Origin of the sequence: Oceanobacillus chungangensis, assembly GCF_003369565.1 — a bacterium.
Lineage (GTDB): Bacteria > Bacillota > Bacilli > Bacillales > Amphibacillaceae > Oceanobacillus > Oceanobacillus chungangensis.
The window spans coordinates 121486-136125 of record NZ_PIOD01000011.1 but is presented as its reverse complement, the minus strand read 5'-3'; the positions used below and the strand labels follow the sequence as shown (position 1 = coordinate 136125).

General features: G+C 37.3%; 12 protein-coding genes and 1 riboswitch. All 12 genes read left to right on the top strand.

What is annotated here, in order from left to right; all coding sequences use genetic code 11:
• The first annotated feature begins 73 nt into the window (after nucleotides 1–73).
• Nucleotides 74–958 carry a dipicolinic acid synthetase subunit A gene (dpaA, locus tag CWR45_RS10720; RefSeq protein WP_115749856.1) on the top strand — a complete coding sequence of 295 codons (885 nt, stop codon included), beginning with the start codon at nucleotides 74–76 and terminating at the stop codon, nucleotides 956–958.
• Nucleotides 955–1545 (top strand): dipicolinate synthase subunit B, encoded by a 591-nt coding sequence (gene dpaB, locus CWR45_RS10715; RefSeq protein ID WP_115749855.1) that lies wholly within the window; start codon nucleotides 955–957, stop codon nucleotides 1543–1545. The genes dpaA and dpaB overlap by 4 nt, the downstream gene beginning before the upstream one ends.
• Nucleotides 1546–1599: 54 nt before the next feature.
• A complete protein-coding gene (locus CWR45_RS10710) occupies nucleotides 1600–2646 on the top strand; it encodes an aspartate-semialdehyde dehydrogenase (RefSeq protein WP_115749854.1) in 1047 nt (348 codons plus the stop codon).
• A 383-nt stretch (nucleotides 2647–3029) separates the two neighbouring features.
• Complete coding sequence (gene dapG / locus CWR45_RS10705) at nucleotides 3030–4235, top strand: aspartate kinase (RefSeq protein ID WP_115749853.1); 1206 nt, start codon at nucleotides 3030–3032, stop codon at nucleotides 4233–4235.
• 98 nt (nucleotides 4236–4333) lie between these two features.
• Nucleotides 4334–5200 carry a 4-hydroxy-tetrahydrodipicolinate synthase gene (gene dapA, locus CWR45_RS10700; RefSeq protein ID WP_115749852.1) on the top strand — a complete coding sequence of 289 codons (867 nt, stop codon included), beginning with the start codon at nucleotides 4334–4336 and terminating at the stop codon, nucleotides 5198–5200.
• A gap of 476 nt (nucleotides 5201–5676) precedes the next feature.
• Nucleotides 5677–6396: a ClpP family protease gene (locus tag CWR45_RS10695; RefSeq protein WP_115749851.1), complete on the top strand. Its 720-nt coding sequence runs from the start codon at nucleotides 5677–5679 to the stop codon at nucleotides 6394–6396.
• Nucleotides 6393–6599, top strand: coding sequence for a YlzJ-like family protein (locus CWR45_RS10690; RefSeq protein WP_115749850.1), 207 nt, complete (start codon nucleotides 6393–6395; stop codon nucleotides 6597–6599). The genes CWR45_RS10695 and CWR45_RS10690 overlap by 4 nt, the downstream gene beginning before the upstream one ends.
• A gap of 120 nt (nucleotides 6600–6719) precedes the next feature.
• A complete protein-coding gene (locus tag CWR45_RS10685) occupies nucleotides 6720–8984 on the top strand; it encodes an FtsK/SpoIIIE family DNA translocase (protein WP_115749849.1) in 2265 nt (754 codons plus the stop codon).
• Nucleotides 8985–9251: 267 nt separating this feature from the next.
• Nucleotides 9252–9352: riboswitch (purine riboswitch) on the top strand.
• 203 nt (nucleotides 9353–9555) lie between these two features.
• A complete protein-coding gene (locus tag CWR45_RS10680; protein ID WP_115750097.1) occupies nucleotides 9556–10662 on the top strand; it encodes a BMP family lipoprotein in 1107 nt (368 codons plus the stop codon).
• Nucleotides 10663–10895: 233 nt separating this feature from the next.
• Nucleotides 10896–12434 carry an ABC transporter ATP-binding protein gene (locus tag CWR45_RS10675; protein WP_115749848.1) on the top strand — a complete coding sequence of 513 codons (1539 nt, stop codon included), beginning with the start codon at nucleotides 10896–10898 and terminating at the stop codon, nucleotides 12432–12434.
• Nucleotides 12424–13470: an ABC transporter permease gene (locus tag CWR45_RS10670; RefSeq protein WP_115750096.1), complete on the top strand. Its 1047-nt coding sequence runs from the start codon at nucleotides 12424–12426 to the stop codon at nucleotides 13468–13470. The genes CWR45_RS10675 and CWR45_RS10670 overlap by 11 nt, the downstream gene beginning before the upstream one ends.
• Nucleotides 13471–14424 carry an ABC transporter permease gene (locus tag CWR45_RS10665; protein ID WP_115749847.1) on the top strand — a complete coding sequence of 318 codons (954 nt, stop codon included), beginning with the start codon at nucleotides 13471–13473 and terminating at the stop codon, nucleotides 14422–14424.
• Nucleotides 14425–14640 lie beyond the last annotated feature (216 nt).

Below are 14640 nucleotides of genomic sequence, written 5' to 3'. Positions count from 1 at the left end.
ACTCTTGGGCACGATGAACATAAGCTATTAAGAAGTTATGTTAGGAATTTTAGGTTTGGGAGGGTATTAGATAATGAGTCAAATAATTGCGGTAATAGGTGGCGATGCCAGGTACTTGGAATTGATTCGACAATTACAAACGCTGCCAGATGCAATCATTATGCTAGTTGGCTATGATAAATTGGAACAGGGGTACATCGGATTAAAGCAGGTTGACTTTCACGAGCTTGAGTTAGATACACTTGATGCGATTGTTTTACCGATAACTGGAACAGATCCAGAAGGCTATGTTGAAACGATATTTTCAGATCAGACAATCCAATTAACGAAAGAATGGTTAGATCAAATTACAAAATCGACCATTGTTTTTACTGGAATCTCAAATGACTATTTAAATGCTATCTCGGCAAATCCCGCAATCTCACTAATTCCATTATTAGATCGAGATGATGTGGCAATTTATAATTCCATCCCAACTGCAGAAGGTGCGATAATGATGGCAATTGAAAATACGGATTACACAATTCATTCTTCGCGTGTCATTGTCACCGGTTTTGGCAGAGTTGGAAACACAGTTGCAAATAAATTCTCCGCACTTGGTGCGAAAGTTGCTGTTAGTGCGAGAAATATAAAAGATTTAGCTAGAATAAATGAGATGGGATTAACGGCGTTTCCTCTCGAAAAATTATACGATTATACAAGTGAATGTGATTTATTAATAAATACAATTCCAGCTCTTGTCGTGAACCAAAGAGCAATTCAACAACTGCAGTCAAGTGCTGTCATTATTGATCTTGCATCGAAACCAGGTGGAACTGATTTTGAATATGCGCGTAAACGTGGAATAAAAGCAATTTTAGCTAGAAGTCTACCAAGTATCGTTGCACCGAAAACAGCGGGGAAAATTCTGGGTGATGTGGTGAAACAAATTATGATGGAAGAAAGGAGTACATCATGAGCCTTGCAGGTAAACGAATTGGTTTTGGCTTGACAGGATCCCATCATACGTATAGCAAAGCATTTGAAGTGATGGAGAAACTAGTTGCTGAACAGGTTGATGTGGTTCCAATTGTTTCAGATACTGTAATGAATATGGATACTAAATTCGGTAAAGGCCCAGAACATATTGAGAAGATTGAAGCAATTGCAGGAAAAAAAGTGATTTCAACAATTCCAGATGCAGAACCGCTTGGTCCCGATTATCCACTTGATTGTATGATCATTGCCCCGCTAACAGGAAATTCATTAAGTAAGCTAGCGAATGCCCATACTGATAATGCAGTCCTGATGGCTGCGAAATCAACGATGCGGAATGAAAATCCTGTAGTTTTAGGAATTACAACAAATGATGCGCTAGGTTTAAATGGAGTGAACTTGATGAAATTAATGAATAGCAAGCATATTTACTTTATTCCATTTGGCCAAGATAATCCGTTCAAAAAACCGAACTCATTAGTAGCTGATTTGAATTATTTAGAAGCAGCTGTAACATATGCTCTCCAAGGTAAACAACTTCAACCTATAATTATTCCTTTTATTCGTTAAAGTATGATAAGATAGTTTAAATATTAGAAATACATTACAGGAGGAATTTTACAAATGACAGTAAAAACAACATATAATGTAGCAGTAGTCGGAGCAACAGGCGCTGTTGGACAAAAAATATTAAAATTATTAGCAGAAAAAGAATTTCCAATAAATGAAATAAAACTACTATCCTCTAAACGATCTGCAGGAAAAATTATATCTTTTAATGGTACAGATGTAACGATTGAAGAAGCTACTCCAGAAAGCTTTGAAGGAATAGACATCGCATTATTTTCTGCTGGTGGCTCAGTTTCGAAACAACTTGCACCAGAAGCGGTAAAACGTGGTGCAGTTGTTATAGATAATACGAGTGCATATCGAATGGCTGAAGATGTTCCATTAGTTGTGCCTGAAGTAAATAAAGAGGCAATTAAAGGTCATAATGGTATAATCGCAAATCCAAATTGTTCGACGATCCAAATGGTAACTGCACTTAAACCAATTAAAGAGCAATTTGGATTAAAACGTGTCATCGTATCAACATATCAAGCTGTTTCAGGGGCAGGAACCCAAGCAACAGTTGAATTACAGAAACAGGCAAAACAGTATCTTAATAACCAAGAATTAGAAGCAGATATTCTACCAGTAAAAGGCGATAAAAAACACTATCCAATAGCATTTAATGCATTGCCGCAAATCGACGTATTTGATGAAGATGGCTATACATTTGAGGAAATGAAAATGATTAATGAGACAAAGAAAATCTTGGATGATCAGGAGCTAGCTGTTGCTGCTACATGTGTACGTCTTCCATTCTTTACATCACATGCGGAAAGTGTCTATATCGAAGTAGAGAAATCCGGAGTAACAGTTAAAGATGTTTGGAAAGAGTTGGAAGCAGCTGATGGGGTAATCTTGGAAGACAATCCAGCAACACAAACGTATCCTACACCATTAAGTGCTGCGAATAAAGAAGCGGTATTTGTCGGACGCGTTCGTAAGGATATAGATAATGAAAAAGGATTCCATTTATGGGTTGTGTCAGATAATCTCTTAAAAGGTGCAGCACTTAATACAGTACAAATCGCAGAATCAATAATTAAAAATAATTGGCTGTAAGATTTTTTTATCTGTCATATAATGGATGGTAATGATAAGTAGATGTATAGAATAATTTGAGATGACGAGTAGCTCCCGTGCCAGTCGCTTCGGAAATACACCACGCGCACCTTAGGGAGGCTGGTGAGCCTCTCTTTTATTGCCTTGCCGCTGATTGGCAGAGGACGGAGGACACCAGTGGAAATATTTATGGCTGAGATCAATGGGGGAGGGAATCTCTTCAGTAGAAGCAGGCCGCATTGTCCGTGAAAGCGACTGGATGGAGTGAAAATCAACTTTACGCCTAATTCGGAATTTATTTATAAATAGCATCAAATTATTCGAAATGAGCCTTAGTGTTTGAACATCCCCCTTCATAAGGAGATAATGATAGAGGTGTTATGATGCAACTGCTAGTTCAAAAATATGGTGGTACTTCCGTGCAATCTAAGGAAAACAGACAACATGTTATCAAACACATCAAAGATGCATTAGTACAAGGGTATAAACTAGTTGTTGTTGTATCTGCACTGGGAAGAAAACCAGACCCATATGCAACAGATACATTGCTCGGATTAGTTGATTTTCCAGGAAATCAGAATGCAAATCGTGAGCTTGATTTGCTAATGTCTTGCGGTGAAATTATTTCATCGGTTGTATTAACTAGTGAATTAAAGAACCAACAAATAAATTCTTTAGCACTAACTGGTGCACAGGCAGGAATTATTACTACTAGGGATTATAATCATGCAAGAATAAAAAAAGTGGATACTAAAAGAATAATACATGAACTACAATATCATGATGTTGTGGTTGTTGCAGGATTTCAAGGGCAAACAGAATCAGGAGAAATTACTACCATAGGACGCGGCGGGAGTGATACCAGTGCAGCAGCCCTTGGAGCTGCACTACTTGCTGAGCAAATTGAAATATTTACAGATGTAAATGGTATCATGACTGCAGATCCTAGACTTGTAGAAAATGCAAGACATCTAGAGTCTGTCACATACACCGAGATTTGTAATTTAGCATATCAAGGTGCAAAGGTTGTTCATCCAAGAGCAGTTGAAATTGCGATGCAGGCAAATATTCCAATGCGTATAAGATCGACGTATACCGATTTACCTGGAACCTATGTCACTTCAGCTACAAGTATTGAAATCGAGATTCCTGATCGCTTGATTACAGGTATCGCTCATATTTCGTCAATTTCACAAATCAGAGTGCAAACTAAGGAATCGGCTTATCGGATTCAATCGGAAGTTTTTAAAGCAATGGCTGGGGCAGGGATATCCGTTGATTTCATAAATATGTCGCCAACAGGTGTTATTTATACGATTCCAGATTATGTAACGAATGAAGCGGTATCCATCTTGGAATCATTGGGTTTTCATCCAGAAATTACAGAGAACTGCGCGAAGGTCTCTGCAGTTGGTGCGGGTATGACTGGTCAACCAGGTGTTATTTCAAAAATTGTTCAAGCGCTAACAGAAGCTGGCATTGAGATTCTGCAATCAGCGGATAGTTATACGACTATTTGGGTACTTGTAATGCAAAAGGATTTACATTTAGCAGTAAATGCATTACATGAAGTGTTTGAACTTAGTTAATAGAGGGCGTTTTAAAAGTCTTATCCTCCTTTTTAAACATAAATTAATAAGAAATTGTGAGGTACGTCAAGCCAATAATACGGAAGGGTGGACATCGCATGAATTTTGGTAGACTTTTAACGGCAATGGTTACTCCGTTTGCTTCAGATAATAAAATTGATTTTGAACAAACAACAAAGCTAATTGAATACCTTCTTGATAATGGAACTGAGGGATTGATTGTCGCCGGAACTACAGGAGAGTCTCCTACATTAACACATGAAGAGAAAGTTGACTTGTTTAAACATGTTGTACAGGTGGTCGATAAACGTGTACCAGTGATTGCTGGAACAGGTGGGAATAATACTCAAGCTTCGATTTCTTTAACTAAAGAGGCGGAGTCCTGCGGTGTTGACGGTATTTTACTTGTTACTCCTTACTATAATAAGCCAAATCAACGGGGGTTATATGAGCATTTTAAAATGATAGCTAGTGAAACAGCATTACCAATCATGTTGTATAACATTCCAGGTCGATCCGTTATCAATATGAATGCAGAAACTGTGATTCAATTAAGTAAAATCGATAATATTGTTTCGTTAAAAGAAGCCGGGGTAGATCTTGATCAAGTAGCAACTATTATTGAGAAGACAGATGATAACTTTAGTGTGTATAGTGGGAATGACAGTATGACATTACCAATGCTTGCAATAGGTGCAAATGGCGTAGTTTCAGTTTCATCACATGTAATTGGTAATGAAATGAAAGAAATGATTGACCTATTTTTTGAAGGTAATGTAAAAGAATCTGCATCATTGCATCGTGAATTAGTTCCTGTTATGACTGGACTCTTTTCTTCACCATCACCAACACCAGTTAAAGCCGCGTTAGCAATAAATGGAATGTCGGTTGGTAGTGTCCGATTACCATTAGTTGACTTAACAGACAATGAGATAGCGAAATTAAATTCACTCCTAAATCGTTAAAGATATCGGCTTACAAGGCCGATTTTTTTTGTTCGCGGACAGGGATGTATAGGATTTAACGGGAATATTTCATTTCTTGTACTAGAACAGCTGAGTCGAGATTCAGCGCCCGAGCTCGTAGCATGACTACTCTCACCTCATAACAATCTAAACTGCCGATGGTGAAACCAGAAGCTTAGTCGCACTTGTACTCTTGTGGTTAAATTCAACATCGACTCTCCAACGCTCCCAAAGAGTTTCCTGTATCACCTACGAAGGAATATTCGGCAAGTCCACAACATCATGTGGCAAAGTCGAACCACTCCACGTCGGGAGAAACAAAAACACTTTTTCTTTTTACGATATTTTCAAGGAAGCTTATTTATCCTGTGGGGCACAGTCCGTACGTCTCCTAACCGGGTGCTTCCGCTTTTGCGTGCATGTATCCAATCAATTACGCCAATACTAAGCTTATAAATCAAAAGGAGTGTGCGTAAATGGAAAAGGAAGTAGAGAAAAAAGATGATCAGGCAACTGGTGGATCCTCTTTAGTTCAGAAAATCCAGGCATTAGGACAATCGACGATCCCACAAGCGCCTGACTCTAATATTCATGTATTATCAATTATCGGTCAGATAGAAGGTCATATGCAATTGCCTCCACAAAATAAAACGACGAAATATGAGCATTTACTCCCACAATTAATTGCCATTGAACAAAATCCTAAAATTGAAGGATTGATTATTCTACTAAATACTGTAGGGGGAGATGTTGAAGCAGGATTAGCACTTTCCGAGATGATTGCTTCCATTTCTAAACCAACCGTATCAATTGTGTTAGGTGGTGGGCATTCGATTGGTGTCCCAATAGCGGTCGCAACGAATTATTCCTATATTGTTCCAACTGCAACGATGACGATTCATCCAGTTAGATTAACAGGCCTAGTGATTGGGGTGCCACAAACATTTGAATACTTGGACAAAATGCAAGAAAGAGTGATTCAATTTGTTATTAACCATTCCAAAGTGAAGGAAGAAAAATTTAAGGACCTAATGTTTGCTAAAGGAAATTTAACTAGAGATATTGGTACAAATGTCATTGGCATTGAGGCGGTCGAATGTGGATTAATAGATGAAGTTGGTGGAGTTAAAGAAGCAATGCAGAAATTAAATGAGTTGATCAGTGATAATAAAATAGAAAATAAGGTGATACAATGATTCTGTATACCCCAGTAGCAATTACAGATATTTATCCGAATACATCCGATCTATTTGAAAATAGAACATTTATTGAGCATGAGGGAAAACTCATTGCGGTCGATAAAAATACTGACGGTTCTTACAAATTGATCCAGCTATTGTCGACAGATCCACAGGATTTCTTAAATGATAATTACTGTCCCGGTACGGTAATAAATTAACCAAAATATGTTATAATAGTTTTGACTGTATAATAGGACAGACCCTTGCCATGCTATTGGTAAGGGTTTACTATTTAGTGAAAAATGATATTGGATAGAAGTAAGATAGAGGTGGTAAAAATGGCGAAGAAACGGAGAAAACGAAGAAATAGTAAACAATCGAAACTATTAAAATATGAACTACTAGGATTATTATTTATCTTTTTAGCTATTTTTGGTAGTGGTGCAAGTGCAATTAGTGATGGTGCAATTCCAGGTGGACTTGAGCATCTATTTCGTTTCTTTTTAGGAATATGGTATTTTATTGCATCGGTCATTTTATTGGTTACAGGAATTAGCTTACTAGTGAGGAGAAAATACCCGGACTTTTTAACGAAAAAGATGGTTGGGTTTTATTTTCTATTAGCAGGGATTCTTCTTTTAACCCATATTCAAGTATTTGATAGATTACTTATATCGCCAAGCGATGTTTCAATTATCGGAACGACTTGGGATAATTTCTTTCTATTTTTAAACGGACAAGGTACTTCCATGCAAACGGGTGGAGGAATGATCGGTGCAATCATATTTGCATTTTGTAATTATTTATTTTCAATGGTAGGAGCAAAAATAGTTGCAGTCTTTTCTATGTTGCTAGGTGTAATCTTTATAACGAATCTATCAATTAGTGAGTTATCTATTAAGCTCTTTAAAAAATCGAAGGAATCCACATTTAGTTTCTATGAAAAATGGAAGACGAGAAGGATGGATAAGAAGAATCAAAAGGAAGAAAGGTTACTTCAATCCGAGTCAATGGATGATAAGGACACGCATGAAGAGCCAATAATTGGTGATTTTCCGGAGGTTGCATATTCAACATCAATGGTTGATGAAATGAAGACTAATGAGACAGAACAGCAATCTGAACCTGATTCGGAACTTGAAACAGACCCGCCGATGCAGATGGCGGAAACAGAGAATTTCGATTATATCTTGCCATCTGTTGATCTATTAGAGGAGCCACTTCCAAGTGGACAACATCAAGAAAAGTCTGAAGTACAAGCGACGGTTAGAAAGCTGGAGCGCACTTTCAAGAGCTTTTCTGTGAAAGCAAGAATTACCAAAGTACATGTTGGACCCGCTGTTACAAAATACGAAGTTTCACCTGAAGCAGGAGTAAAGGTTAGTAAAATCGTTAGTCTGCATGATGATTTGGCACTTGCACTTGCTGCAAAGGATTTAAGAATTGAAGCACCAATTCCAGGGAAGTCAGCAGTTGGGATTGAAGTTCCAAATAAAGAGATTTCAATGGTATCGCTTCGAGAGGTATTTGACAGTACGTGGAATAATAAAGCTTCGAAACTATTAGTGGCTCTTGGGCGAGACATTTCTGGTGAAGCAGTGTCCACGGAATTAAATAAAATGCCACATCTGCTAATTGCTGGCTCTACTGGAAGTGGGAAAAGTGTATGTGTCAATGGAATTATTACTACAATACTTATGCGTGCAAAGCCGCATGAAGTTAAAATGATGATGATTGATCCAAAAAAGGTAGAATTAAATGTGTATAATGGCATTCCACATTTACTTGCACCTGTTGTAACCGATCCGAAAAAAGCTTCTCGGGCATTAAAAAAAGTTGTTTCAGAGATGGAAAGAAGATACGATCTATTTTCTGATAGTGGAACACGTAATATCGAGGGCTACAATGAATATATTCGTAAATATAATTTAACTACAGAAGAAATCCAACCGAATCTGCCATATATTGTAGTTATTGTTGATGAATTAGCGGATCTAATGATGGTTGCTTCAAGTGATGTAGAGGATTCGATTACGAGACTTGCACAAATGGCAAGGGCAGCAGGAATACATTTAATTATTGCTACACAAAGACCATCTGTAGATGTTATTACAGGAGTGATTAAGGCGAATATACCATCTCGTATCGCCTTCAGTGTATCCTCACAAACAGACTCTCGGACGATTTTAGATTCTGGAGGGGCAGAGAAGCTCTTAGGGCGTGGAGATATGCTATTTCTCCCTGTTGGTCAATCGAAACCGACAAGAATTCAAGGTGCTTTTTTAACCGATGATGAGGTAGAACGAGTTGTCGATCATTGTATTGAACAACAAAAGGCATCTTACCAAGAAGATATGATCCCTGAAGACACGGAAGATATGGTAGAGGAAGTAGAAGATGAATTATATGACGACGCTGTTAAGTTAGTTTCAGAAATGCAAAGTGCAAGTGTATCCATGCTTCAGCGTCGCTTCAGAATCGGCTATAACCGAGCTGCCCGTCTAATTGATGCTATGGAAGCTAGAGGTGTCGTTGGACCATACGAAGGTAGTAAGCCAAGAACGGTATTAGTCTCGCAGCTAAGTGAAGAAATAACGTCTTAATATGCATATTATAATCATCAATAAGTAGCATCATTTATAAATAATGCAGTACAATTTATAATGTACTGCATTATTTGACTGGTGAAAAATAGAGTAACTCAATCGCTAGTAAATAGCTTAACAACGTGTGAATTTTTCGGGAAAGTAGACTATATTTTAATAATACTAATTTTCAATCAAACAGAATCCGGACGTTAAACAAAAATATTTATAAATCGTCCGATTTTTTATTGACATCCTCACTATGAATTTGATATGCTTATTACGAAAAAAATAATTAAATAGACTCATATATTTACTAAGAATATGGCTTAGAAGTTTCTACCTAGCACCGTAAATGCTAGACTATGAGAAAGATGAATCATTGTGGGGATACAATGATATGTTTTATGTTAAAGTTTATTCATCTTCTCTCATAGTATGAGGAAGTAGAATAGACTTTTTTTAGTATTTACTAACCAATATTTGATTTTATGTTTTTGGGAGGTGATTGTTTAGCAGGTGTGCTATGTTTTTTAAAGTAAATAGTATTTTATTAATAATAATATTGAATTATGGGGGTTCATTTATGATGAAAAAAAGCAAAATCTTCTTATTATTCGCATTGGTTTTAGGGTTAGGAATCTTTTTAGCGGCATGTGGTACTAGTTCAAGTGACAAAAACACAGATAAAAAAGATAGTGCAAGTGGCAGTGAAGCTGAAGTTAAGGATTTCGGCATCGCAATGGTAACAGACCAAGGTGGAGTTGATGATAAGTCATTTAACCAATCAGCATGGGAAGGTTTACAAGAATTTGGAGAAGCAAATGGATTGACAAAAGGTAATGGTATAGATTTTGCACAATCTAATGGACAAGCAGACTTTATGCCAAATATTACAAGATTAGTTCGTGATGAGTATGATGTAATTCTTGCTACAGGATTCTTATTGAAGGAAGATATACAAAAAGCAGCAAAACAGTTCCCGGATTCGAATTTCGCAATCGTCGATGAAACTGTTGACGCACCAAATGCTGCTAGTCTTGGATTTGCAGAACATCAAGGTTCATTCTTAGTAGGGGTTGCTGCAGCTCATAAATCAGAAACAGGAAAATTAGGTTTCGTCGGTGGAATTGACTCTCCACTAATCCAAAAGTTTGAAGCAGGTTTTATTGCTGGTGCTAAATCTGTTAATCCTGATATCACAGTCGATGTACAATATGCAGAACATTTTAGTGATGCTGCGAAGGGTAAATTAATTGCTTCAAACATGTACGATAACGGAATTGATGTAATCTATCATGCTGCAGGTGGTACTGGTAACGGAGTATTTAACCAAGCAAAAGATATTAAGCAAAATGATCCAGAGCGTCAAATATGGGTAATCGGTGTTGACCGTGACCAGCATGAGGAAGGGCAAATTGGTGATAATAATGTTACATTGACATCTATGGTTAAACGTGTGGATGTTGCAGTAAAAGAACTTGCTAATCTTGCGAAAGACGGTAAATTCCCTGGTGGAGAGAAATTAGAATTCGGCATTGAAGAAGATGGAATTGCTGTTACAACAACAAATGAAGAAGCAATGACAGAAGATATCATTAAATCAGTTGATGAATGGCAAGAGAAAATTCTTAACGGTGAAGTAGAAGTTCCTAAAACACGAGAAGAATTAGAAGCATTTGAGGAATCACTTTAATTTATGATGGAAGAAGGCTGAAAAAGCAGCCTTCTTCTCTCATGATTTGTGCTGTAGGTTAAAATCTTCAAATAAAAAAGAGTTAATGATTAGCCTTTTTTATTTGGTGATTTTGCTAGTAAAATCATTAGACAGTAAGGTTTTAAAAAGCCTTATGGTATATGTAGAGTCAGATAGTTTTTATACTTTCTTGATAACTAAAAAATATTCATATTTTAATAGAGGTGAACGCTGTGGAGTACGTGATTGAAATGTTAAACATCCGTAAAGAATTCCCTGGTATCATTGCAAATGATAACATTACGATTCAATTAAAAAAAGGTGAAATTCACGCTTTATTGGGTGAAAATGGAGCGGGGAAATCGACATTAATGAACGTGTTATTCGGTTTATACCAGCCTGAAAAGGGCGAAATTCGCGTTAATGGCAAGAAAGAAAATATTACGAGCCCGAATAAAGCGAATGATCTTGGGATTGGTATGGTGCATCAACACTTTATGCTAGTTGAATCGTTCACCGTAACGCAAAATATTGTTCTAGGCAAGGAGCCGAGAAAGAAAACTGGTACGATTGATATTGATAAAGCTAGAAAAGAAATTCAAGAGCTTTCCGATCGCTATGGATTGAGAGTGGATCCAGATGCGAAAATAAGTGATATTTCAGTTGGGATGCAGCAGCGTGTTGAAATTCTAAAAACGCTTTATCGTGGTGCAGAGGTTCTTATTTTTGACGAACCTACAGCAGTTTTAACACCTCAAGAGATAAAAGAGTTAATAGAAATACTAAAATCTCTAACACGTGAAGGGAAATCTATCATCTTAATCACGCATAAATTAAAAGAAATAATGGAAGTATGTGATACATGCACGATTATACGAAAAGGTAAAGGAATTGGAACGGTTAAAGTAGCTGAAACAAATCCAATCGAGCTAGCTTCCTTAATGGTAGGCAGAGAGGTTAACTTTAAAACAGAGAAAAAGGTTGCTGAACCAAAGGAGAATGTCCTTGAAATTGAGAATTTATATGTAAAGGATTCTCGGAAGGTAGATCTTGTAAAGGGATTAGATCTTAATATTCGTGCAGGTGAAATTGTTGGAATCGCTGGTGTCGATGGGAATGGTCAGTCCGAGTTGATTGAGTCAATTACAGGTTTAAGGAAAGCAAGATCTGGAGTAATCAAATTAAATAATAAAGATATTACCAATCTATCACCAAGAAAAATAACGGAAAGTGGTGTCGGACATATTCCAGAGGACAGACATCGTTTCGGGCTTGTGCTAGACTATTCGATTGGTGAAAATATTGTTTTACAAACATATTATAAAAAGCCTTATTCAAAAGTAAAAATACTAAACTATAAAGAGATATTTAATAAAGCTGAACAATTAATTAAAGAGTACGATGTTCGGACACCAAGTGTTTATACAAAAGCCCGGGCATTATCTGGTGGAAATCAGCAAAAAGCGATTATCGGTCGGGAAGTAGACCGTTCACCTGATTTATTAATCGCAGCACAGCCAACAAGAGGGCTTGATGTTGGAGCAATAGAATTTATTCATAAAAAATTGATTGAAGAGCGTGACAAAGGAAAAGCCGTTCTACTTGTTTCGTTTGAATTGGATGAAATTTTAAATGTGAGTGATCGAATTGCTGTCATGTTTGATGGTAAGGTAGTTGCCATTGTGAATCCCGAAGAAACGAATGAGCAAGAGCTAGGCATGCTAATGGCAGGTAGTAAGGTAAATGGGATGGGTGAAGCAAATGGCAAATAAACGATTAATTACATTTTTAATACCAATCATTTCAGTAATACTTGGTTTAATCGCTGGAGCAATTATTATGCTTGTATCGGGTTATAATCCAATTGTGGGATATACCGCACTTTGGAACGGTGCTTTCGGAGACTCATACACAATAGGTGAAACGGTAAGACGTACGACACCATATATATTGACTGGTCTTTCGATTGCCTTTGCCTTTAGGTCCGGTCTATTTAATATTGGTGCTGAGGGACAAGTAATTGTCGGCTGGCTTGCAGCGATATGGGTTGGACTGGCTGTTGATGCGCCAATGATTATCCATTTACCATTAGCAATCCTAGCTTCAGTGGCTGCTGGTGCACTTTGGTCATTTGTTCCAGGAATTTTAAAAGCAAAGTTAGGTGTACATGAAGTTATCGTAACGATTATGATGAACTATATTGCACTATTCAGTGCGAATGAAATTATTCGTAGTGTATTAACAGATGGTGCAACAACTACTGAGCCTATTTCTGCTACTGCATCACTTGCATCACCTTGGTTACAAAGTATAACCTTTTACTCAAGAATGCATTATGGAATTTTAATTGCATTATTTGCAGCTGTTATCATGTGGTTTATTATTGAAAGAACAACATTAGGTTATGAATTGAAAGCTGTTGGATATAACAAGCATGCCTCTAAGTATGCTGGTATGAATGTTAGTAAGAATATTGTACTGACTATGGTTATTTCTGGTGGGTTTGCAGGTTTAGCAGGAGCAATGGAAGGTTTAGGTACATATGGTACCATTTCTGTTATGTCTGGAAATATTAATATCGGTTTTGATGGGATTGCGGTCGCATTACTAGGTGCGAATAATCCATTTGCTGTGGTGTTTGCCGCTTTCTTATTTGGAGCATTAAAAGAAGGTGCTGGCGAAATGCCAACTGGTGCAGGTGTGCCTACAGAATTAGTTGATATTATTATAGCTTTAATTATTTTCTTTGTTGCATCAAGTTATATTATTCGTTGGGCATTACTTCGTTTTAAAAAGGGGGAGAAATAAATGTTTGATATTTTGCAATCAATAGTACCGACTGCATTATTTTATTCTGCTCCTCTTATATTTACTGCACTAGGTGGAGTATTTAGTGAGCGTTCTGGTGTAGTCAACATTGGTCTAGAAGGATTAATGGTTATGGGTGCTTTTGTAGGAATTGTATTTAACTTAACGTTTGCTGATGTATTAGGGGCTTGGACTCCTTGGGTTTCAATTATAGCAGCAACAGTAGTTGGTGCAATCTTCTCGATAGTCCATGCAGTTGCATCGATTACATTTCGATCGGATCAAACGATTAGTGGTGTGGCTATTAATATGCTTGCGTTGGGATTAGGAGTATATTTGACAAAATTATGGTATGGAAAAGGACAAACAGATATGGTTCAACAACCGTTCTATACTACAGACATCCCATTACTTTCTGAAATTCCAATCATTGGCCCAATCTTTTTTCAAGGTGTGTATGTAACATCCTATCTAGCAATCATTATAGCGTTTATTGCTTGGTATGTTCTTTATAAAACTTCATTTGGTCTACGTCTAAGAGCAGTTGGAGAGCATCCAATGGCAGCAGATACGAATGGTATAAACGTGTATAAAATGCGTTATATTGGTGTTATTCTCTCTGGTGCACTCGGAGGTCTAGGTGGTTCTGTATTCGCCTTAACTATTGTGTCTAACTTCTCACATTCTACGATTGTTGGGCAAGGTTTTATGGCGTTGGCTGCGGTTATTTTTGGTAAATGGCATCCGCTAGGTGCAATGGGAGCAGCACTTTTCTTCGGATTAGCACAAAGCTTAAGTGTTGTAAGTGCGGGAGTTCCATTACTTGCAGATGTACCGCAAGTATACTTACTAATAGCTCCATATGTATTAACTATCCTTGCTTTAGCAGGATTCATCGGTCGTGCTGAGGCACCAAAAGCAAGTGGAATTCCTTATATTAAAGGTAATCGATAACTATAATTACAGACCTGTCATTTAAACATGGCAGGTCTGTTTTTTGGGGGAGTTAAGAAAATATAATACCTTTCTTACTACAAAAGCGGGGCCTACAGGTTTAAAGGTTTTGGGGTGGTGCGAGTAATCGCAGTCCCAGGACGCCCTAGTTGTTAACCGAACGAACTTCCCCTAAAATTGTCCCTGAAAATCTTGGTGACAACAAAGTTTTCTAAC